This window comes from Paenibacillus periandrae (genome assembly GCF_022458865.1).
Taxonomy (GTDB): Bacteria; Bacillota; Bacilli; order Paenibacillales; family NBRC-103111; genus Paenibacillus_S; species Paenibacillus_S periandrae.
On record NZ_JAJNMU010000003.1, the window covers coordinates 67341 to 91231 of the forward strand.

The following is a 23891-nucleotide window of genomic DNA, read 5'->3' on the forward strand; positions in this document are numbered from 1 at the left end:
TCCAGTGGTTTTCAATTGATTTTGAAATTCGTCGAGTGGTGGGATAGAAGTAGGACATCGGGTCTGTCAAATCTTTTGTGTAAACTCTTTTATGTAAACTCTTTTACAGACCTTCCCCCGAGGGGGAAAATTTCGAGAATTTAGCGCAAATGCTGTCCGATACGTTCGGGAAAGAAAACCGAGAGTTGGAGCAGCATCTGGCCCCAGTTCTGTACGCGACCTGTCCATTTTCGGGTGACGTCCATCGTGGCTAGATAAAGCATCTTGAGTAACGCTTCATCGGTCGGGAAGATACTTTTTCCCTTTGTCACCTTTCGGAGCTGGCGGTGGTAGCTTTCAATGATGTTGGTCGTGTAGATCAGTTTTCGAATCTCGGGTGGGTACTTGAAGAATGTTGCGAGTTCGTCCCAATTCGTGCGCCAAGATCGGATGATCAGTGGATACTTACTTCCCCAGACCTCTTCAAAACGGTCTAATTCCAGCAAGGCTGCATCCTCAGTTGTTGCTTTGTAAATCGGTTTTAAATCGGCCGTTACCTTCTTGAGGTCCTTGTACGACACGAAGCGGGTGGAATTTCGGATCTGGTGGATGATGCATTTTTGGATCTCCGTTTGGGGATAGCAGGCAGCAATCGCTTGGGAAAAACCCGTGAGATTATCCACGCAGGTGATTAATATATCTTGCACGCCGCGGTTTTTCAGGTCATTTAAGACCGTCAACCAGAACTTGGAGGACTCATTTTCGCCGATCCACATCCCAAGGACATCTTTGTTTCCATCCAAGTCAATGCCGATGACCATGTAGGCCGCTTTATTCACAATATGTCCGTCCTGCTTGACTTTGAAGTGTATTGCATCCAGAAAAACAACCGCATAGACGCTTTGCAGCGGACGGTTTTGCCACTCTTTAATGAGGGGAACGATTTTGTTGGTCACGTTGGAGATCATCGTCGGCGATACGTCAATACCATACAGCTGCTCCAGGTGGTCCTGGATATCTCGCGTGCTGACTCCCTTCGCGTACATGGCAATAATCTGGTCCTCAATGCCCGTTACATTGGACTGGTGTTTCTTCACAACGAGGGGGTCAAACTCGCCTTGGCGATCCCGCGGGACTTGAATTTCTTGTTCGCCGTATTCGCTCGTGATGGTTTTTTTGCTTTTACCGTTACGGCTGTTCGGGGTCTGTTTGTTCTTCGTATCATACTTGTCGTAGCCTAACTGGGTGTCCATTTCCGCTTCCAGCATTTCCTGCAGGGTTTCAGCAAATAGATCCTTTAAGGCGTTTTGTGCATCTTGCGCGGTGACCAGCTTATTCTCCTTTATGAACTGACGAAGCTGTTGTTTGGTCCATAATCCCATGTGTGCTCCCCTACCTTTCCTATTCTTTCATTTTAATAGGTTTTGGAGTTTACACAATCTATTTTACAGACTCAGGACATCAATTCTTTTGGTGAAATTGGTGGTTATGACGCCACAATTTCAGAGTTAAAGGAGATGTCCTATTCCTGTGGCATCCCTTCTGCCTGCTGATGTCATATTCAATATAGCTCAAATCGAAATTTTCTGAATCACGACTGGAACATCTTCTAAGATCGTCCACATCGTCATTTTTTGTGCCGGATGCAAGTGTGTCACACATATTCATTAAAGATAGTCAAAGGGCATCTGCTACTTGACTTTAGAAGAAACCCTGAAGGGAGACAGCTAGACATTAACCGATTATATTTGATCTTCTTAGCCTATATATTTGGAGGCTATGACAACTAGCTTGACAAAAACTGCGAGTAAATGAAGCGATTTGGAAACAATTAAGCAAATATCTTATGATTCTTTCAAGCTAATTAGTCTAGCAAATTCAATATTTGAAAGGTGACTACATAATAATGCTGAAAAGGTGGATTCCAAATACAAATTTAGTTTTGTATTGTTCATTTTTGATAAGTATAGTAACTTCTTTTATATTATCAAAGCGATTGTATCATTTTTTTGAGCATTATAAACAGTCTTATTCAGACATTGTTGTTGGAAGTATCATTTGGTTCGATTATTTTAAAGATCTTGATTACATATTTATCATACTATTTATTTGTTTTTTTGTTTTATTGTTTATACTACTTATAAGATGTTTTAATAAATTACTTGCGAACAAACGAATTTACCTTACTTATTCTGATTCATTAAATAACCTTTTTATAAGTGTTGAATTTAGATGGTGCTTATTTATTCTGGCATACGTTTGCATATTATTATTTTCTGATAATTATAGTACACTATATTTAGTGGGTCTGTCTTTTTGTGTTTTACTAACCGCCTTCATTACTTCTATGAAGCATTTGCGTTCCAATAATACCCTTTCTTTTTTTCAGTCGTCTCTAATGCTGCTAATCAAAGGTTATTTTGGGTCTTTAGGAATTTTAACTGTTTGTTACTATTTTGCTAGATCCCATGATATACAAGTATATAATATGTTGCCAATTGGTGTCTCACTTGTTGTATGGGGAGTGGGACTCATTCTTTTAATAATCAAGAAAGAACTTTATCAAAATTTCTTTAGAGTTACAAGCAGTTTATTGCAATTATGTATGCCGTTTTTATTATTAAACTATATTAATGGATTTTATAATTATAATAGTGAGATCATTAAGATTATTCCTTTTAAATCAGAGCTGATAGTGTTTATTTCTATTGTGCTTATGATTGTAATTCAAATTATAAGATTCATAAAGTTAGGTAATATGGCATCTTTGGAATCATATATATCTATGCCGGCGATTATATCTATTTCTTTAGCAGTACTATATACCAACGTTATTATTAGTACATTACAATATGATGATTTTCACATGGGAGAAATTATGCTGCCATGGCATCAATTATTTCAATTTAACCAACGTTATAATGTCGATTTTGTTTCGGTACAGGGTCTACTAGGTGTATTATATAGTGGAATTAATGCTATTTTATTTGATGGATCTATAGCGTCATTTAATTTATCATTAATTGCAACCCCGGGAATTATTGGTGTTGTAATTCTAATATTAATTTTTAAAATTTATGGCAGACAATTAGCCTTATTTTTTTCAGTAATTTATTTACCTGTTGCTGCGTCTCCAATACTAAGTCGATTTTATTTTGTACTTCCTTTAATATTAATTTTATTTCATCCGAAATTACATAAGAGACCTTTATTACACGTAATAATTTGGTTTTGGTTATCTGCACTTCATTGTTTCTATAATACAACAGCTGGTACTGCTCTTACCCTTGCAACAATTCCATACATGGCATATATTATTATCTCTAATATGAAAAATATAACAGAATATATTCAGAATCATATTTATCGCGTTTCTATATTATTGGTTGTTCATCTTATAATATTAATTTATTTAAGTTCATCTATCATAGGTACTATTGAATTTCTCATAGATAATGCATCATCAAATAGTCTAGCTTATGGGGTTCCTTTTTTTAGCGATATTCAAGCTATACCTAATATGTTTCCACAATGGTTTCATTCGACCCAAATAAATAGGCTAATATGGGAAAGTATTAGGGTGGGAGGCTGGTTAGGAACATCATTTTTGTTTGTATTTTATATTTTCAAAGTAATTGCTAGTAAAGACAAACATAACAGAGAAATCTTGCTATTTCTTTTTTGCATGATAGTTTTTTTAATACTAGTTATACCTTATAGTTTAGGAAGGATAGACCCTGCTTCAATGAAGCGCTCAGGATCAGTGAGTTTATTTTGTTTTTCGGTTCTTTTACCGTTCTTTTTTTACCTCAGAAGTATTCAACATATCCCGAAATGTGGAACGATGCTATTATTGGGAGGGGTATTAGGAATTGGGACTTTGTTTGTTCAAGCAGATTATAGCCAATATCCAAAGAAATTAATTCATACTACTGATGTTCCACAGAGTTTCAATTTAATTGATGGAAGCGAATTGAACTTACCGAATTTGGGGAAGATATTTGTTGACCCGACCCGTATAGATGAATTAAGTAGAATAAATTCTATTATGAATGTTCTTTTAAAGAAAAACGAAACTTTTGCAGACTTGACCAATCGTTCTTTATTATATGTTGTATTAGATAAAAAAGTCCCATCTCTATATTCAGCAGATTACCTTGCTGCAAATGAATTAATTCAGGAAAAGGTTATCAATCACCTGGCAAGTGATAAACCCCCAGTAGTTTTTATCGGTCCCGCTATAAGGCATGACGGTGGACCTGCGTCTTTAAGATCATATAGAATTTACCGATGGTTCTTGGAAAAGGGGTACAAATATTACGAGCAAAATGAACTACAGTTTTTGATACGCCCTGACAGATTTGATGATTTGGGATTTGTTTCACAAGATAATGGGAAAAATACAGAACAATTGGCAAAAGTATTTGGACTAAATGATATGTCATTTATCCCAGTCGCATGGGGGAGAAGTTTAAAGGAAATGTCTGGGAGATTTTATGTTGCCAATATAAAAACAGCTTTAGCTAATATAAATCAAATAAATACAGACACTGATGGATGGAATTATGTGAATGGTAATGATCCATATTTGACGTGGGGGTTATTGGAACCTGTATCCGGATTTAATGCCGATTTTGTCGCATTCAATATTCAACTAAAAGAACCTATCAAACATGATTTTCGATTTCAAGTATTTTGGGATACGAATGGAACTTTAATCCCAGAGAATTCTTTTACTTTTATAGGAAAAGAAGGCACAGTTCTAATGCCCCTAGGCTCTAATCCTAAATGGTTGTTAAACGATAAAATACAATATATTAGAATTGATGTAGATGATTTGCAAGTGCCTTTCAAAATCACAGATTTAAAATTCCTTAAATTGATAAAATAAGGAGTCTTAGTGTAATTAAAAGACTATTGAGATGCCGGCAAGCGCTTAACGAGAAGAATAGTCGTTAAATCCTTACTGGCTCCCGCTAGCCAATTGATTGGATTAATATTTGGCTATGAATCGTGGTTGTCGGTTCTAAGATTCTGGATAAATACATCTATTTGTCGCGTCTTGAAAACCCAATGTTGGTTAATCAACAGGCGTGAGGTTAATATGGTAATTTCCCAGGAGGCATTAAAGATGAACAGTGCTCTTATTATTTTTTCCTCGTTTACCTTAGCTTACGAGATTGTGCTATTGTTGCGACTACCAACTTTTGTCTTATTTTGTATGCTTCCTTTTTTTATATGGTTCTTCTTCAAACATGTTAAGAAAACAAGTTATGTTACTTTACCTAAACTATTATCAATGCGATTTTTGTTAATTTTATTTAGTGTGTCAAATGGATTACTATGTCTTCTTCTATATTCTTTTAATCCGGACGATCCTACATTTTTTAATAAAACTGCTGTTAATGTAGTCAATTTACAAGCGCAGTTTTCAAGTAATGATATACGGTTAGCGTATGATGATCTTCCAGCTATGTCCGCGGCACACCTTTTATCATCATGGGAATATTTCATGCAGTTAGTTGGGTATTATTCTACTGGATCGATGCTGCAGGGATATCATAATATTGGCGCTTTTACTTGTGGATTTTTTGTACCCATGCTATATTTCGCATTTTATAGAAATTTTAAATTAAAAGAAACAACATCCATGATACTAGTGGCCTTTACTTTGACATACTTACTGTTCGATGCTCAAGTTTTACGAAGTGTGGGCTCTTGGTACTTCATCTCTGGATGGGTTGGAAAATGTTTGTTGGCGGCATACCTTCCTCTTTTATTTTCACTTGCTCTACATTCAATAAAATCAGAGAAAAAGGAAGATTGGATACTTTACTTACTATGTGTTATCTCTTTTGGTGGTTTGTCTGGATCATCATTATTCATAATACCTTCAAGTATTGGATTGATAGCTTTATCTTATTTAATTAAGAAGGTATTAGTTTTGCGGAGTAAAATTGATTTTGGAGTTTTTCGGAAATCTTTAATCATATTTGTCCCTAGTATATATATTGTAATGCTAGGTGGATTATCAATCATCGTATTTGGCAATCTAAAGGACGCTAGTTATTGGGAAAGCACTAATCTTAATTTATATAACTTTATTTTTGTTGTCTTCTCACCCTCCCACTTGCTGTTTTTAACATTATTCCCTATTTTTGTTGTCTTAGTGCGAGAAAGGAAGACTTTATTTTATTTTCAAATGTTGGCCACTTATCAAATACTTGCTCTTATTGTGTTTGTGAATCCAATTTTCGCTAAACTCTGGGTTGAAATAATCCCTAAAGATGCATACTGGCGAATTTACTATATAATACCTTATCCGGCGATTGTTGCCTTGACTTTATATATTATGTTTTTAAGGTTGAAAAAAGTCACTAACAAAATTTCAAAATTTGGTATAATCACACTGGCAACTTGTTTAATATTGTCACATTTCGTCACCGGAAAAACGGTTTTTTCTATGCAAAAAGAAATAAGTTTCGCGAAAAATTTTAAAAATCCTTGGGATTATAAATTAGAAATTATACCAACGGAATTTATAAATGGCCTGATTCATTATAGGAATTTCCTCAATGAAAATCAATTAGTATTCTTGGCCCCTGAGGAAATAGAAATTGTTTTTCAGCAGCTTTATCCTTTTTCGACAACAATTTCCGCGAGACATATGGAGCAGGTATTCAATAATGCACAAAAACCTTTAGCAATAGATGTTCTAACTCGGAGATTTTCTGAAAGATTTGTCTCAGGGGCTAGAGAAACTGAATATGAGGAAGCATTTAATTTGGTTGTTAAGAAGTTTGATATTGATGTTATTGTATTTCGTAAGAACGAAGGCAATTTAATTAAAACAAATCAAATGATCAAAGACAATAACAAATGGACAATTATTGGAGCTAATGAACACTATCTGGCTATTGCCAATAAAGAGAAGTTATCTATCTATCAAAGGTAGGTTATATTCAAAAGAGGACGAGAAAGGCTAAAATCCCCACAATCAGTCGAGAGGAACTGAAATTCAATTTTTGTAAAAAGACTATTGGAAATTAAATCAAAAGTCTTTTTTTAAAATTCATAGCGTTATTATGATATACTATAAGTATATTTCAAAATTCGTAGGAATTGAACACGCTCCAAACCATGAAAATGAAATTTTCCATATGTAGTACCTAAAGATCAACGGAATACATCGAATTTTATTTGATGGGGGATTGATTATTAGCGTGAGTTTTTATTTTGTCTCCACTTTCTTATACTTTACTTTTCAATCTCCGTAAACATTGTGAGAGTACAAATATGGAAATCATCTTGAACAACGTTGTACAGCAAGAAGTAGATAAAGGCTTATTAAATCAGTGAAATCTCTCTAAAGGAAAAGGAAGACCAGCATCCGTATGCCTCACCCAAATTGCAGCCAGACATAAATGATGATGTTTGTCTTTGATATTGAAAATAATAAAGTAAGAGGTAAAGCACATGACATTTTTGCTATTAATTGCAGCATTAATCTTTAATTTATTAGCACAGACTTTGCTGAAACAAGCAGTGACAGGAATTCGATTTGAATCGTTTAATTTAAACTTTTTAATTAAAATTGTTAGCTCCCCTATGATTTGGGGGGGAGGTTTTTTCTATGGATTTAGCTTTCTATTTTATGTAATGGCTTTATCTAGAGGCGAACTTAGTCGGATTTCTCCTGTTTCCCAAGGACTTACCACTCTAGGCATTCTATTAATTTCTGTTATTTTATTTAATGAACCTATTACTATGATGAAAATTATTGGGGTTGTAATGCTAATAGTAGGTACTATCATTTTATTTATTTAATGGATCGCATTTACTAGTTAATGCAAAGCAATTCAGCAATCAAACACGTGGATTTTTGATTATCGCTGACAAAAAACAGGATTTCTACCGATGTTTATCCCCAGGGTTAGGATAGTTGTCATAGTCCATACTAATATAGTTAACTATTACGCATAGGATGTTAATAAAGGTTATCTTCCGTAAAGTACTATCTTATCGACGATTTAGTATCCATTTTATGTAACGATTATTTGATGAATCAATAATGCTAATATTCACTAAATATATTACTCTTTAGTATTTTTACATTATTTCTTTAAATGCGAGGAGAATTAATATTGAAATCCAGAGAAGTCTTTGACTATGTTATTTTCGGAGCGGGGATATATGGAATGTACGCGGCCAAATTATTAAGTGAAAAAAATCATAATGTAGCTGTAGTAGAAATAGATTCCGAGCCTTTGCAAAGAGCGAGCTATATTAACCAAGCGCGGGTACACAATGGTTATCATTACCCACGGAGTGTATCAACAGCGGCCAAATCGGCACAGTATTATAATCGATTCAATGAGGAATTTGGTTTTGCTGTTCATAAAGAATTTCGTAAAATATATGCTATTTCAGAGCATGACTCCTTAACAAATGCTGAGCAGTTTCTTAAGTTCTGCCAGCACGTAAACATTCCAGCAGATGAAATAAATAGTAGAAAGTATTTCAAAGATGGTGTTGTAGAGGCAGCGTTTGAAACCAATGAATATACCTATGATGCAGTGAAAATAAAAAAATGGTTTATTCAGAAATTTGAAAACATATCTAACTTGCAGCTTTTTTTCAGCAGCTATATCAAAAATGCAGAAATTGAAGGAGAAAATTTTGTTATTGAATTACAAGATGGTAAAATAATTGAATGTGCCAATGTTTTGAATGCAACATATGCAGGCATCAATCAAATACTGAATTATTTTGGATTCGATAAATTTAAAATCAAATATGAGCTTTGCGAAATGATCTTAACGGATGTATCTCCAAATTTAAAAGATATAGGCATAACTGTAATGGATGGTCCATTTTTCTCTATCATGCCGTTTGGACTATCTGGAAAACACTCGCTATCTTCTGTTAATGATACACCTCACGAAGCAGTTAACCAATCATATCCGATTTTTTCTTGCCAAGACTTAAGGAAAGATTGTAATGAGGATTTTTTGAAGAACTGCAATACTTGTTTCTGTAAACCCGATACAGCCTGGATTCGAATGAAACAGCTAGCTAATAAATACTTGAATGAAGAATATGAGGTTTCGTACCATTCCTCCTTATTTGCAGTAAAAACTATACTAAATTCAGCGGAAATTGACGATTCCAGACCAACCATTATTATAGAATCTTCACATAAGCCTAATTTTATATCTGTTCTTTCAGGGAAATTCAATACTATTTATGATTTGGAGGAGGTGTTAAAGTGAGAGAGAAAGTATTTGTCTCAGCAGTTCTATATGTTCATAATGAACGAGAAACGATTTTAGAAGGATTATTAAAATTAGATAACAAACTAAATGAAGTATTTGAAAATTACGAGATTATTATAGTTAACGATGCTAGTACTGATGGTTCTTTAGAATTAATTCGAGATAATGCTTATAAAATAGGGAGTAATATGAGTGTCATTACTTTATCACGAAAGCATGGTGTAGAAAGCGGAATAATGGCTGGATTAATTAAATCTATGGGTGATTTTGTTTTTGAATTTGAAACAACCAAAAATGACTTTCCGTTGGATTTAATTCATACTATGTATAAAACTGCTCTAACTGGTTTTGATATAGTCGTAGCATCAGTTTCTACTGGTATACCTTGGACTTCAAAGGCTTTTTATAAAATTGTTAATAAAATAACTTATCTACAGTTGGATTTGAGATCAGAGTCTGCAAGAATCGTATCAAGACGCGCTATGAATGCAATGTTAAACTTGAAAGAAAAAGTGCGATATCGAAAAGCTTTGTATGCTTATACGGGTTATTCAAAAGAAGTTATTACTTACGAACCAAGTAATAAACATAATTCCGCTAGAGCCGGTTTAAACCGTGAGAATATCAGTACAGCTTTTGATGTTGTGGTATCTTTCTCAAATATAGGGCTTAAATTATCTCATTATCTATCTATAGTTTTTTTATTATTTAGTCTATTTATGGCAGGATATGCTCTTTTCAACTTCATATTTAATAAAAATATTGTTGAAGGCTGGACAACGTTAATGATTCTAATAAGCTTCGGTTTTACAGGATTGTTTTTTATAGTAGGAATGATTGGTGAGTACATTTCAAGAATGTTAATTGAGCTGCAAAATAGACCATTTTATTCGACAAGAACGGTTGAAAATTTCAAGCCTGCAAGACATTATGATGATAAAAAAGCTTTTAATGAAGTTGCAGTTGGTGAAGAATCCTAGAATGAGGAGAATGTAAATTGAAAACAGCCCTAATTGGTCACACAGGATTTGTTGGTTCGATCCTGAGTAAGCAGACAGTTTTTAGTGATTTTTATAATTCGAAAAATATTGCAGATATTCGAGGCAAAAAGTTTAAAAGGATTGTGTGTGCGGGTGCACCCGCGGTAAAATGGAAGGCTAACCAAGAACCAGTTGCCGATTGGGAGAACATTCAAAGCTTGATTTCTCATTTAGATCAAGTAGAAGCCGAGGAGTTTATTCTAATATCAACTGTTGATGTATATAGGATTCCAAATAATGTGGATGAAAATACGGAGATTATTCCCGAAGAAATAGATCCATATGGGAAACATCGATATTTATTGGAAGAATTCGTGAGAAATCGATATTCAAATCATTTTATTGTTAGATTACCCGGACTTTTTGGGGAAGGCCTGAAAAAGAACGTTATTTATGATTTAATTCACGACAATTGTCTGCACTTAATACATCATCAAAATGTTTTTCAATTTTATGACCTGTCTCGTATTTGGGATGATATTTCTATAGTTACCAAGAACAATTTGAAATTGGTTAATTTCTCGACTGAGCCTGTAATGGTTTCTGAAATAGCCTCCGAGTGTTTTAATATTAATTTTGATAATGTAATAGAAAAAGCGCCAGTTTTTTATAATATGAAAAGTATCTACTCGAAATACTTCAATTCAAGTAGTGAATATATGATTACTAAAGAAGAACTATTTGCAAGAATAAAACAGTTCATCGAAAGGGAGACAAAGTAATCTAATGAAATTATCTATTTCAAATATTGCATGGAGTACGAATGAGGATAATGAAATCTCAGAAATACTTAATGAATTTAATGTAACAGGAATAGAAGTAGCACCTACCAAAGTGTATCATGAGCCGGAAAATGTGAATGATTCAATATTGCAAGAATACTTGAATTATTGGACAAATAAAAATAAAAAAATTATTGCTATGCAGTCTCTTCTTTTTAATAAATCCCAACTTTCAATATTTGGCGAAACCAATAAACAAACTTTATCCTATTTAAAATCTATTATATTCATGGGAAGCAGGCTTTCAGCGACGTCATTGGTCTTTGGATCTCCTAAAAATAGGTTTATTGGTAATAATGACCCTATTGAAGCCAGAAGAGAAGCTATTACTTTTTTTAAAGATTTAGGCGATATTGCAAAAACTTATGGGATATCAATTTGTATTGAAGCTAACCCAGTGCAATATGGCTGTGATTTTATTACCTCCACATTAGAAGCCTTACAATTTGTAAAAGATATCGATCATCAAGCAATTAAATTGCAGATTGATACTGGGACGATGATAATAAATCAAGAAAATCCCTATGAAACATTAAAGGCTTGCTTACCCTTTATAGGTCATTTTCATATAAGCGAGCCGTACTTGGAGCTGATAGGAAAGAACGATCATTCCGAAATATCATACGCTTTGAAGAAGCTAAATTATGATGGTTGGGTATCGATTGAAATGAAAAATAATCTTACCTCTGATAATTTATTGTCTTTAAGACAAGCTTTGGGGTATGTAACCCAAACCTATTTGAATTAAAGGGGATGATTAATATGATTAACAATAAATCATGGGAAATTCCAAAACATGACCTTACGGTATTCAAAGAAAAGAAAAGCCAATATTGCATTTGTTTACCTGTTATTAATGAAGGAGAGAAAATTAAAAAGCAACTAAAAAAAATTAAACCATATGCTTCGATTGTTGATGTTATCATATTAGACGGTGGGAGTACGGATAATTCATTAACACATGATTTTCTGAAGGAGAATGATGTGCGTGCAATACTTGTGAAAAAAGATAAAGGTAAGTTGAGTGCGCAATTACGTATGGGATTTTCATATGCTTTACTTGAAGGATATGAAGGAATTATCACTATAGATGGGAATAACAAAGATAGCGTAGAATCAATTCCGGATTTTGTGGAAAACCTAAAAAAGGGATATGATTTTATACAAGGATCTAGATATGTAAAAGGTGGTAAAGAAATAAATACTCCATTATCAAGGAAAATAGCTATTAAATTAATACATGCTCCATATTTATCCTTACTTTCTGGATTCAGATATACGGATACTACAAATGGCTTTCGAGGTCATTCTAGTAAGTTCTTATTGGATGATAAACTTTCAATTTTCCGTAATGTGTTTGATAGTTATGAATTACTGGCCTATTTATCCGTTAAAGCCCCACGTCTGGGGTATAGAACAATAGAAATTCCTGTAACAAGAGAATATCCTATAGGTAAAATACCAACCAAAATTAGTCCTTTGAGGGGGAATTTTCTTTTAATAAAAATATTACTGAATTTATTATTTAAAAAATACGATAAACTAATCACTAACAATAACAATCAAAAATCTTTAGGAGGTAGCAAATGAAAGGCATTATTCTAGCAGGAGGAACAGGCTCGCGTCTTTTCCCACTTACCAAAGTAACTAATAAACACTTACTACCCGTAGGCAAATATCCAATGATTTTTCATTCTGTTTTTAAATTAAAACAAGCAGACATCCAAGATATTCTTATCGTAACAGGTAAAGATCACATGGGTGATGTAGTTAATCTTCTCGGTAGTGGACGAGAAATGGGCGTTACATTTACGTATAAAGTACAAGATGAAGCTGGGGGGATTGCACAAGCACTGGATTTGGCCGAGCATTTTGTTGTTGATGATCAAATGGTAGTTATACTGGGTGACAATGTGTTTTCGGACAGTATTGCAGCTTATGTAAATAACTTTAAGCAACAGCAGCTAGGCGCAAAGATCCTGATCCAAGAAGTTCATGATCCGAAGAGATATGGCGTTGCTGAACTCCGAGATGGTAAGATTGTATCGATCGAAGAAAAGCCTCAAAATCCTAAAAGCAGTTACGCTGTAACAGGCATATATATGTTCGATAGCTCGGTATTTAGTATCGTTAAGACTCTAAAGCCTTCCGGCCGTGGCGAGCTTGAAATAACCGATGTGAATAATGCATATATTGAAAGAAATCAATTGACCTATGATATTCTTCAAGGCTGGTGGACAGATGCTGGAACTCATGAGTCCTTGACCAAAGCTAATGAGTTAGCCAAGGGTATCATATACGATGAAGCATTTGGCAAATTAAAATTATAGGTAGGTGCTTGACGGTGAAACTTGTAACCACAAATATTAAAGACGTACTTATTATCGAACCTGCTGTATTCGGTGATAATCGCGGTTTTTTTATGGAAAGCTATAATGGAAAAAAGTTTGGAGAGCAGGGAATTAAGCATACTTTTATTCAAGATAATCACTCCCTCTCTGTCGAAACTGGTGTATTGAGAGGTCTTCATTACCAACTCAATCCTAAAGCACAGACCAAGTTGATTCGTGTAACAGCTGGGGCTATTTATGACGTTGTTGTTGATATTCGCCAAAGCTCTCCTACATTTGGGCAATGGTTGGGAGTTATTTTGAGTGCGGCTAATAAGAGACAGCTTCTTGTACCACAAGGGTTTGCTCATGGGTTTTGTACGATTGTTCCTAATACCGAGGTGCTTTATAAAGTCGACGAATATTACTCTCCCGAGCATGATCGAGGTATCGCTTGGAATGATCCAGCATTGGCAATCGATTGGCCTACCACAACGCCTATTCTTTCAGATAAGGATACTAGACATCCACTTCTAAAGGATGCAGAAATGAATTTCGAATAACGGAGGTTTACCTATGAAAGTTTTGATTACTGGCGGCGCAGGTTTTATCGGAAGTAATTTTGTAATATATATGCTAAATAAATACCCGGATTACCAGTTTGTTAATTTGGATGCACTTACTTATGCAGGCAATTTGGAAAACTTGGAGAGTATTCAACACAACCCTAATTACTCTTTTGTAAAGGGCGATATTGCCGATGCGGCTCTTTTGGATGAAATCTTTAAACGAGGAATCGATATCGTTGTTAACTTTGCAGCAGAATCCCATGTAGATCGTAGTATTTTGGATCCACAGATTTTTGTGAAAACAAATGTTTTAGGAACCCAGGCACTACTGGACGCAGCTAAAAAGTACGAAGTGAAGAAGTTCGTTCAAGTATCTACTGATGAAGTATATGGTTCTCTAGGCGACACAGGCCTGTTCACAGAATTAACTCCATTAACACCGAATAGCCCATATTCGGCGAGTAAAGCCGGTGGAGATCTTCTAGTCAGAGCCTATCATGAAACCTTTGGAATGAACGTGAATATAACACGATGCTCCAACAACTATGGACCCTTTCAATTCCCAGAGAAACTGATTCCTTTGATGATATCCAACGCGCTGAGCGATAAGTCGCTGCCTGTTTACGGTGATGGATTAAATATACGTGACTGGTTGTATGTGGAAGACCACTGTAGTGCGATTGATTTGGTTATGCATAGCGGAGTAAATGGAGAAGTTTATAACATCGGTGGAAATAATGAAAGAACGAATATACAGATCATAGAAGCTATTTTGACTGAATTAAACAAGCCGAGCACATTAATTACGTATGTAAAAGACCGCCTCGGTCATGATAGACGTTACGGCATTGACGCTACTAAAATAACGGATGAACTGGGCTGGAAGCCGAAATATCATTTTGAATCTGGAATTAAAGAGACGATTCAGTGGTATTTAAACAACAAAGAATGGTGGCAGCGGATTCAGTCTGGTGAATACCAAGCCTACTATGATCAACAATACGCTTCAAGATAGGTGGATGGAATGAAGGTATTAGTTACGGGTGCTAATGGGCAACTGGGCATGGATGTTGTAGCCTTGTTTAAAGAAGGTCATGAGGTTATTGGTGTAGGGCGAAACGAGCTGGATATCACAGATCTTGACCAGTGCATAGATGTGATTGGTAAGCATCAACCAGACGTAATTATTCATTGCGCTGCGCATACAGCAGTTGACTTAGCTGAAAGTGAAGAGGATGCAGCCTATCAAGTAAACGCTTATGGAACACGAAATCTAGCCGTTGCTGCGGAACGAATAGGCTCTAAGATATGCTATATCAGTACGGACTATGTATTTGATGGAACATCAACGAATCCTTACAAAGAATATGACAACACTAACCCTACCAGCGTTTATGGTAAATCCAAGCGTGCCGGAGAAGGCTTGGTTCAAGCTTTGTCCAGTAAGTTTTTTATTGTTCGGACATCTTGGGTGTATGGACTGCATGGCAATAACTTTGTGAAGACGATGTTAAAATTGGCAGTGGGTAGAGAGCAATTAAAAGTGGTTCATGATCAAATCGGTTCACCTACGTTCACCGAGGATTTGGCAGAGTTTCTATTGAGATTAGTTGCAACTGAAAAATACGGTATTTACCACGCCTCTAATAGCGGCATATGCTCATGGTATGATTTTGCAAAGGCCATTTTTGAGGAAAATAATGTCTCCATTACGGTTACTCCGTGTACAACTGAAGAATTTCCGAGACCTGCGCCGCGGCCGAAGTATTCAGTAATGGATCATATGTCTATACGCACCAATGGGTTTGCCGATCTAAGGCCTTGGCAAGATGGTCTAAGGGATTTTCTAAAGAAATACAATGGTGTGAATGGTGTATCCTTATGAGTAGTGTAAGTGTCCATATTGTAACGTATAATAGCGAAGCTTATATTGTGGATTGTCTGACTGCTGTGTTGAACCAGATATATCCGATTCATTCGATTATTGTGATCGATAATGCATCATCTGATAAAACTGAGGAATTGTTACAACCCTACTTAAATCGAATTACATATGTTGCTAATTCGGTTAACAACGGGTTTGCCGGGGGACACAATCAAGCTATACGTTTATCTGAAGCTGAATATGTTTTGGTGTTAAATCCGGATGTCACTATGCATCCGGATTATGTTAGTTTGCTTATGCAGCAATGTAAGCTCGATTCTTCATTGGGAAGCGCTACAGGTAAGCTGTTGTTTAAACAATCTCCAGAAGTGATTGACAGCACGGGTCTAACGATCACGAAGTCTAGACGAGGATTTGACAGAGGGGCTGGGGAAAGCAAAGCGGCATGGAACGTAAGTGGTGATGTGTTTGGGGTTTGCGGAGCTGCGGCTCTTTATTCTAAAAAAATGGTTGAATATATTAGTGTTGATGGTTGTTTTTTTGACGAGGATTTTTTTGCATATAAAGAAGATGTTGATGTGGCCTGGAGAAGCAGGATTGGGGGATGGAAATCCTATTATTGTGCGGATGCTGTTGCCTATCATGACCGCGGATGGAAGAAAGGATCGAGAAGACAAACTTCTTTGTTTGTAAGAAGGCTTTCCTATATCAATCGATACAAAATGATCATTAAAAACGATACTATAAAGTACTTGTTCCTTAATTGTATACCACTAATCGTTTATGAGGTTATGAGTTTCGGCTACTTTATAGTCAGAGAACCTCAAGTATTATTAACATGGATAGATCTGGTTAAAAACTTGCCTAATTTACTCAAAAAAAGAAAGATAATACAAAACGCTAGAAAGGGGGATTTATCCAGAATCTATGCTTATTTCAAGTAGTTCCTTCGTTTCTGGGTGCGCATCAACTTATTTTCATGGTATACTATTAACTATACCAATAATATGGAGAAATGATAGATGGATGTAAGTGTTATTATTCTTAATTATAATACATGTGAATTAACGTTAAATGCCATTCAATCTGTATATGATTCTCAAACTTCCTTTAGCTATGAGATTATTGTTGTTGATAATCATTCGACGGATAGTTCTGTTATGGAGATTAGACGCAGACATCCTGATGTAATGCTGGTTGAAAATCCGAAAAATGATGGTTTCTCTAAAGGTAATAATATAGGGATTAAAATAGCTAACGGGCGATATATATTATTGTTGAACTCGGACACGATTATGGGTTCCGATTCCTTGCAGACAATGACTTCTTTTATGGATCGGAATTTGTCTGTTGGAGCTGCTGGCTGCAAAATTGTTCTTCCGGACGGATCACTTGATAAAGCCTGCAAGAGAGGTTTTCCAACGCCGTCGGCTTCGTTCTACTATGCTTTTGGTATTTCCAAGCTTTTTCCTAAGGTTGCCCGATTTAATCAATACCAATTGGGATATCTCGATCCCGATCAGGATTATCCTGTAGATTGTTTGGTTGGTGCTTTTATGATGGTAAGGAAACAAGCTATTGATCAAGTGGGCATGCTGGACGAGGATTTTTTCATGTATGGTGAAGATATTGATTGGTGTTATAGAATCAAACAAGGTGGATGGCAGATTCATTACTATCCTTACACTCAAATTGTACATCATAAGGGCGCAAGCAGCAGACGCAAACCTTTTAAAATCATATATGAATTTCATCGGGCGATGTATTTATTTCATAGCAAGCATTACCAGAATAAGTATAACTTTGTAGTTAATGGACTGGTTTACATGGGTATTTTTTTGAAATTTTTTGTATCCCTGGCTTTAAATCGATTTGGATCCGTGAGGTGATTTTGTTTGGTAAGACAAAGCCAAAGATTTTTGTCCCAATTATATGCTTTATCGGATTTCTTTTGCATTCAACTTGTGTTCTTATTCTCATGGTGGCTGAAGTTTGACAGTGGTTTTATTCCTTTCGATCATACGCTTCCTTTTAACAGGTACGTATTATGGAGTTCCATTTATGGTGTTATTGCTATATTTATTAGTTATTTTATGAATTTTTATACTCCGAAACGCAAGAAACGGTTTTCTTACGAATTATTTACCATTGTACAGGTACATTGTATTAGCTTGATGTTTTTATTAAGCTTCTTGTTTGTATTTAAAGAGTTGGATGTGTCTCGTTCTTATTTGTTGTTATTTCTGATCAATAATATTTTGTTTGTCAGCTTTTATCGGTACATTTTGAAGTCAACATTAAAACGTTATCGGCAAAAGGGTTATAATAAGCAATACGTGCTTATTGTGGGTGCAGGCTCGTTAGGCAAAAAGTTTTATGATAATCTGACTCTTCATCCAGAATTGGGTTATGAAGTAGTAGGGTTTCTGGATGATTACCAATCCGTTCATGAGCATAGTTCGAAAAATTATAAGCCAATTCTAGGTAAGGTTGATGAGTTAGAGTATTTTCTGGAGAAAGATTTGGTTGATGAGGTCATTATTGCTTTGCCTTTGTATGCTCACGAGAAATATCCGCAAATTATTAATGGTTGTGAAAAAGCAGGAGTAAAAACTTTGATTATTCCGGACTTTTACGGTTATCTGCCATCAAAACCTTTCTTTGATAATTTTGCAGGTATTCCTCTGATCAATGTTAGAGATATTCCTTTAGATGAATTTCGAAATCGTTTCTTCAAAAGAGCATTTGATTTGTTGTTTGCTTCCATAGCCATAATATTGATTAGTCCGGTGCTTATACTTGTTGCCTTAGGAATAAAATGGACTTCCCCTGGACCGATCATTTTCAAGCAAGAACGAGTTGGGTTAAATAGAAGAAATTTCATGATGTATAAATTCCGTTCGATGAGAGTTCAGACAGAAGCAGACTCGGATACCCAATGGACTGTAGAGAATGATCCTCGGAAAACGAAGTTCGGCGCTTTTTTACGTAAAACCAGCTTAGATGAGCTACCACAGTTTTTTAATGTACTATTCGGTCATATGAGTGTAGTAGGGCCGAGACCGGAGAGACCATTTTTTGTAGAGCAGTTTAAAGGCGAGATTCCTAAATATATGGTTAAACACCACATTCGACCTGGTATTACAGGGTGGGCTCAGTCAAATGGGCTTCGGGGGGATACTTCGATTGAAGATAGGATTAAATTGGACATTTTTTATATTGAGAATTGGAGTTTCTTGTTTGATATTAAAATAATTTTCCGAACTATCATTAATGGGTTTGTAAATAAAAATGCATATTGAGTATCGATGTGACTCCTATAACCGACTGGTTGTGGGAGTTTTTCTTTTGCATATGCTTTGTTACTATAGCTGCAACAAACTTAGAAATGCCAATTCAGCAGTGATAAATGTCACATTATACTAATCAAACATAAGGTACAATAACATCATCCAATATCATACAAATGATAAAAATGCAAATCCATACTAAGGAGGTTTTATTAATGGCTAGAAACGAAATCCTGATCCCTGAGAATCCTGTATCGAGCTTTTTGTTCAGCAGTACCAGAGCAGGGGCGCTATGGCTAATTGTTCGCTTATATGTTGGTTATTCTTGGATTACAGCTGGCTGGGGAAAAGTAACAAGTGAGGCTTGGACGGGTGCTAAAGCAGGTACTGCATTGCAAGGCTTTATAAAAGGATCATTAGCTAAAGCTGAAGCGGGCAAAGACGTTACAGGCTGGTATGCACAGTTTCTCGAGAATATAGTGCTTCCAAATGCGAAGGTGCTGGGATTTGTAGTCGCTTTTGGTGAACTGCTTGTAGGGCTGGGATTGATTTTGGGGCTTTTAACGGGGATAGCTGCTTTTTTTGGCGGAGTGATGAATGTGAGCTTTTTATTTGCAGGAACTTTAAGCACGAATCCTATCCTCTTTATCTTAGCGACCTGGCTTGTGCTGGCATGGAAGAATGCGGGCTGGTACGGTCTTGACCGCTGGGCATTACCATTTCTCGGAACGCCATGGGGTCGTAAATCATCTGCGGACAGCCTAAAAACAACCCATTTATAGGTGTGCTTCGCAATTGAGCAGTATCCTTTAGATCGATCTGATAAAAAAGTTTGTGTTTTGCAAAATGAGGTCAGCCAGAAACTTCTGGTTGGCTTTTTTGTATTATACCTGGTTTATAAATGGAAAGGAGGGAACGTATAGGCTCAGCTCTATTCTAATCCGTTTCAACAAGCTAAAGTTTCACAGCTCGTCATCCTTGTCTGCATAATCGTCCAAGTCCCCACATAGACATGTTATCAGTTGCTTTTACTTATGTCTGGAGGGGATTGGAATGCGGCGGTTCACGTGGGTGATTGCCCTGGTGGTGTCTTTAAGCTTGGTGCTGGCAGGTTGCGGCAAGAAGGATGCAGGGGCAGTTGTGAAGGATTTGGACGGTGTAATCAATAAGCTGGACAGCTATCAGGGCGTTGGACGGATGGTGCTGAATACGGGGCAGGAGCCGCAGGAGTATCAGGTGGAGGTGTGGTACCAGAATCCGCATTATTACCGGATATCACTGAAGAACGATAAGAAGGATATTACGCAGATCGTGCTGCGCAATGATGATGGAGTATTTGTGCTAACACCACATTTGAACAAAAGCTTCCGATTCCAGAGCGATTGGCCGGAAAATCAGGGGCAGGTGTACTTGTACCAGTCGTTGGTGCAAAGCATTATCATGGATAAGGATCGCCAGTTTATAACCGATCCGAACGCGTATGTGTTTGATGTGATGGCCAATTACCAGAACGGCTCGTTGGCGCGGCAAAAGATTTGGTTGGACAAAAAGAATTATTCGCCGAAGCATGTGGAGGTATCGGATGCGAATGCGAATGTGATGGTGATTGTAGATTTTAGCCAATTCGAGTTCGGGAAGAAATTCGAAAAGGATTCTTTTGATATGCAGCGCAATATGACAAGCTGGAACCTGAAATCGCTGCCTACAGCAGCAGCGGCCAACGGTACGAAAGCAGCGGGTACAGGGAACAATGCATCCGCTGGCAATGGGATCGTAAGCAGCGGGGCGGTGGGAAGCAGTGCCGCGGCTGCAGGTACGTCTGATGGGTCAGGTAAAGCAGCTGGAAGTTCAACAGGCACAGCAGGCCAAGGAACTACAGGTGCAGTAAGCCAAGGTGCTTCAAGCACTGCAAACGGCGCAGGAACCCAAGCCAAGACGCCTGGTGCTAGCACGAATGGTGCGGTAAGCAGCACTCCGGCAGCAGGCGCAGCAGCTAGCACCAGCACTAATCCTACTGGAGTAGGAGGAAGCACGAGTGCCCCCGCTGCTGCGGCCCAAGCCCAATTTGGCGTGATCGAACCTTTTTATACACCGAGTGGTGTGAAGCGGCAGGATATGAACGAGATTAAGCTTGGTGAAGAAAAGGCGATGATGCTTCGCTACTCAGGCAAGTTTAACTATACGCTGGTGGAATCACGTCCGCAGGCGCAGACGGTATCGGCGCTGCCCGGAGATATTGTTGATCTTGGCTATACGCTGGCTGTCATTACAGGTGGAGAGAAGAAGATGCTGACATGGACGTACGATGGTGTTGAATTCCGGCTATCTACGGCAGATCTTCCGATGACCGAGATGATTAAAGTGGCTCAAGCTGTACAGGGTGAGACAGGTAAATAGGAATCGCTTTATCAAAGCAATTGCTGGATGCAGCCAATGTTTGCCAAGACCTCCTTGTCATCATATTGTCATTGACACCCGGTGAAGAACGGATTACCATTAGTTACATTGAATATTTTCGAATAGCTGCAACTTGGGGAGGTTCCTTGATTCAAGGGACTTCTCTTGATTGTTAGGAGAAGGTGGATGTGTATGGATTCGTATTTTCGTCCGACACGGGTGGAGATTTCTTTGGATGCGCTGCGGGCTAATTTGCAGGGATTTCGGCGGGTTTTGCCTGAGCATGTCAATATGATGGTTGTGGTAAAAGCCGATGCCTATGGGCATGGTGCAGTAGAAGTCAGTCGGGAAGCGCTGCGCTGTGGAGCGACGTATATTGCGGTAGCTTTTCTGGATGAAGGATTGGAGTTAAGGCAGGCAGGTATTACAGCTCCAATACTAGTACTCGGCTACACGCCCCCAGAGGGGCTGGAATGGGCCTGGAAGCACGATATAACGGTGAATGTATATAGTCATGAAGTTTTGGATGCATTTGAACGTCTGGAGCCCAGAGAGAAGCCGCTATCTATTCATATTAAGGTAGATTCGGGCATGAATCGGTTGGGGTTGGTTACTGAACAAGAGGCAGTAGAACTGATCGAACGAGCACGACGTATCCCTGGCTTGTTGGTGGAGGGGATTTTTACCCACTTTGCCTCTGCGGATGATGCGGATAAAACCTATACGCTGGAGCAGTACCGTAGGTTTGATCGTATAGTAAAAGGTTTTCGTGAGCGTGGTATTGAGTTCACCTATGTTCATGCCAGTAACAGCGCTGCGGCGATTGATTGTCCGGATGTATCTTATAATATGGTGAGACTCGGGATCGCTATGTACGGCTTATATCCTTCTGAAGAGGTAAACCATCAGATTATTGCTTTGGAGCCTGTACTCAGCGTTAAAACGGGTGTAGTGATGGTCAAAAGCCTACCTCACGGTTCAGGAATCAGCTATGGTACGATTTACCGGACACAAGGCGAGGAAACGATAGCAACGCTTCCGATCGGGTATGCGGATGGGTTCTCGAGGATGCTGACGGGTAAGGCCGAGGCTTTGGTTAGAGGTAAGCGGGTGCCGATTGTCGGCAGAATATGTATGGATCAATGTATGGTAAATGTGACCGGGATGGATAATATTCTTAATGAAGAAGAAGTTGTGATTATTGGTAAGCAAGGTGATCAACAGATTACAGCGGATGAGCATGCCGATTGGCTGGGTACCATTAATTATGAGATCACCTGTATGATTTCACATCGGGTACCCCGTGTCTACATTCGCGATGGAGCTGTGGTTTCTACGGTTAATCCTTTGATGCGCTAAGGTTAGAGCGAATGGTTTTGAAAATGTGGGTATCTTTTCCTATGATTTTTTTGTAGCTGCGGGAAAGGATTTTGTCGATGTATCGCGAATATGTATAACACATACTTCTGGGAATGCTGCTTACACATTTTTTGGAGTTATAGCGGTATAACATATTAGCTATACGAAGCGCATATACTGATTTGAATAAATTGTCTGTATATTCGCCATAATGGTACTAATGTTTGTATGTTTTTGGGGGTGTATGCTTGGTGTCCAATGCGCATAACACGAAACGCATCATGATTAGCTTGCCTGACTATCTGCTTCAGGAAGTGGATGGGATCGTGGAGAAGGAAAACTCCAATCGAAGCGAATTTATTCGGCAGGCGATGAAGCTGTATTTGGTGGAACGAAAAAAACGTCACCTGAGGGAATCGATGCAGCGCGGTTACATGGAGATGGCAAAGATCAATTTAAACATGGCTTCGGAAGCGTTTCAGGCGGAGGAAGAAGCGGATAACACACTTGACCGTTTAGTAAGCGGGGTGTAACTATTGATTGTTAAACGTGGAGATGTATTTTTTGCAGATCTATCTCCGGTCGTAGGATCGGAGCAAGGCGGTATTCGACCTGTGCTGATTATTCAGAACGATATCGGTAACCGTTTTAGTCCTACTGTCATTGTGGCGGCGATTACTGCCCAGATACAAAAGGCAAAGCTGCCCACGCACGTAGAGATTGAAGCGGAAGCCCATGGCTTTGACAGGGATTCTGTTATTTTATTGGAGCAAATTCGTACGATTGATAAGCAGCGTCTTACAGATAAAATCACACATCTGGATGAAGAGACGATGCGTAAGGTGGACGATTCACTGCAAATTAGCGTGGGACTAATTGAGTTTTGATGCATGCAGGGATGATGACGAGGGGTCCGCTTGGTGGACTTCTCGTTTTTTATTTAGCTGAGGAGGCAAGGAATTGATGGCAAAGGAAGAATTGCTGC

21 protein-coding genes are annotated in these 23891 nt (G+C 37.6%); 20 read left to right on the forward strand and 1 reads right to left on the reverse strand.

Annotation, left to right across the window (positions count from 1 at the left end; translation table 11 throughout):
* Positions 1–140: 140 nt before the first annotated feature.
* A complete protein-coding gene (locus LRL21_RS05250; RefSeq protein WP_240414715.1) occupies positions 141–1361 on the reverse strand; it encodes an IS256 family transposase in 1221 nt (406 codons plus the stop codon).
* A 1016-nt stretch (positions 1362–2377) separates the two neighbouring features.
* Between LRL21_RS05250 and LRL21_RS05255 the strand changes: the two genes are divergently transcribed.
* From LRL21_RS05255 to LRL21_RS05350, 20 genes are all read left to right on the forward strand, one after another.
* Positions 2378–4870: a hypothetical protein gene (locus LRL21_RS05255; protein WP_240414716.1), complete on the forward strand. Its 2493-nt coding sequence runs from the start codon at positions 2378–2380 to the stop codon at positions 4868–4870.
* A 240-nt stretch (positions 4871–5110) separates the two neighbouring features.
* Positions 5111–6934 carry a hypothetical protein gene (locus tag LRL21_RS05260; RefSeq protein ID WP_240414717.1) on the forward strand — a complete coding sequence of 608 codons (1824 nt, stop codon included), beginning with the start codon at positions 5111–5113 and terminating at the stop codon, positions 6932–6934.
* A 521-nt stretch (positions 6935–7455) separates the two neighbouring features.
* Positions 7456–7806 (forward strand): DMT family transporter, encoded by a 351-nt coding sequence (locus LRL21_RS05265; protein ID WP_240414718.1) that lies wholly within the window; start codon positions 7456–7458, stop codon positions 7804–7806.
* Between the two features lie 317 nt (positions 7807–8123).
* Positions 8124–9251, forward strand: a complete 1128-nt coding sequence (locus LRL21_RS05270) for an FAD-dependent oxidoreductase (protein WP_240414719.1) — start codon at positions 8124–8126, stop codon at positions 9249–9251.
* Positions 9248–10234 (forward strand): glycosyltransferase, encoded by a 987-nt coding sequence (locus tag LRL21_RS05275; RefSeq protein ID WP_240414720.1) that lies wholly within the window; start codon positions 9248–9250, stop codon positions 10232–10234. Before LRL21_RS05270 ends, LRL21_RS05275 begins: the two co-directional genes overlap by 4 nt.
* Before the next feature lie 17 nt (positions 10235–10251).
* Positions 10252–11016, forward strand: coding sequence for a Rossmann-fold NAD(P)-binding domain-containing protein (locus tag LRL21_RS05280; RefSeq protein WP_240414721.1), 765 nt, complete (start codon positions 10252–10254; stop codon positions 11014–11016).
* A gap of 4 nt (positions 11017–11020) precedes the next feature.
* Positions 11021–11824, forward strand: a complete 804-nt coding sequence (locus LRL21_RS05285) for a sugar phosphate isomerase/epimerase family protein (protein WP_240414722.1) — start codon at positions 11021–11023, stop codon at positions 11822–11824.
* Positions 11825–11838: 14 nt separating this feature from the next.
* Positions 11839–12666: a glycosyltransferase family 2 protein gene (locus tag LRL21_RS05290; RefSeq protein ID WP_240414723.1), complete on the forward strand. Its 828-nt coding sequence runs from the start codon at positions 11839–11841 to the stop codon at positions 12664–12666.
* Complete coding sequence (locus LRL21_RS05295) at positions 12663–13406, forward strand: sugar phosphate nucleotidyltransferase (RefSeq protein WP_240414724.1); 744 nt, start codon at positions 12663–12665, stop codon at positions 13404–13406. Before LRL21_RS05290 ends, LRL21_RS05295 begins: the two co-directional genes overlap by 4 nt.
* Positions 13407–13420: 14 nt before the next feature.
* Positions 13421–13969: a dTDP-4-dehydrorhamnose 3,5-epimerase gene (rfbC, locus tag LRL21_RS05300; protein WP_240414725.1), complete on the forward strand. Its 549-nt coding sequence runs from the start codon at positions 13421–13423 to the stop codon at positions 13967–13969.
* A 13-nt stretch (positions 13970–13982) separates the two neighbouring features.
* The gene (gene rfbB, locus LRL21_RS05305; protein ID WP_240414726.1) at positions 13983–14990 is read left to right on the forward strand and encodes a dTDP-glucose 4,6-dehydratase; all 1008 of its coding nucleotides are present in this window, start codon (positions 13983–13985) and stop codon (positions 14988–14990) included.
* A gap of 9 nt (positions 14991–14999) precedes the next feature.
* Positions 15000–15860 (forward strand): dTDP-4-dehydrorhamnose reductase, encoded by an 861-nt coding sequence (rfbD, locus tag LRL21_RS05310; RefSeq protein WP_240414727.1) that lies wholly within the window; start codon positions 15000–15002, stop codon positions 15858–15860.
* Positions 15857–16804, forward strand: coding sequence for a glycosyltransferase family 2 protein (locus LRL21_RS05315; protein WP_240414728.1), 948 nt, complete (start codon positions 15857–15859; stop codon positions 16802–16804). The genes rfbD and LRL21_RS05315 overlap by 4 nt, the downstream gene beginning before the upstream one ends.
* A 78-nt stretch (positions 16805–16882) precedes the next feature.
* Positions 16883–17749, forward strand: a complete 867-nt coding sequence (locus LRL21_RS05320; protein ID WP_240414729.1) for a glycosyltransferase family 2 protein — start codon at positions 16883–16885, stop codon at positions 17747–17749.
* Between the two features lie 6 nt (positions 17750–17755).
* A complete protein-coding gene (locus LRL21_RS05325) occupies positions 17756–19162 on the forward strand; it encodes an undecaprenyl-phosphate glucose phosphotransferase (protein ID WP_240414730.1) in 1407 nt (468 codons plus the stop codon).
* Between the two features lie 203 nt (positions 19163–19365).
* Positions 19366–19932 carry a DoxX family membrane protein gene (locus LRL21_RS05330; RefSeq protein WP_240414731.1) on the forward strand — a complete coding sequence of 189 codons (567 nt, stop codon included), beginning with the start codon at positions 19366–19368 and terminating at the stop codon, positions 19930–19932.
* 271 nt (positions 19933–20203) lie between these two features.
* Positions 20204–21547, forward strand: coding sequence for a LolA family protein (locus LRL21_RS05335; protein WP_240414732.1), 1344 nt, complete (start codon positions 20204–20206; stop codon positions 21545–21547).
* Between the two features lie 192 nt (positions 21548–21739).
* Entirely contained in the window at positions 21740–22906 is a 1167-nt protein-coding gene (gene alr / locus LRL21_RS05340) for an alanine racemase (RefSeq protein WP_240414733.1), read from the forward strand.
* Between the two features lie 251 nt (positions 22907–23157).
* Complete coding sequence (locus LRL21_RS05345; protein WP_076235529.1) at positions 23158–23439, forward strand: CopG family ribbon-helix-helix protein; 282 nt, start codon at positions 23158–23160, stop codon at positions 23437–23439.
* Between the two features lie 3 nt (positions 23440–23442).
* The gene (locus tag LRL21_RS05350) at positions 23443–23793 is read left to right on the forward strand and encodes a type II toxin-antitoxin system PemK/MazF family toxin (RefSeq protein ID WP_076235415.1); all 351 of its coding nucleotides are present in this window, start codon (positions 23443–23445) and stop codon (positions 23791–23793) included.
* Positions 23794–23891 lie beyond the last annotated feature (98 nt).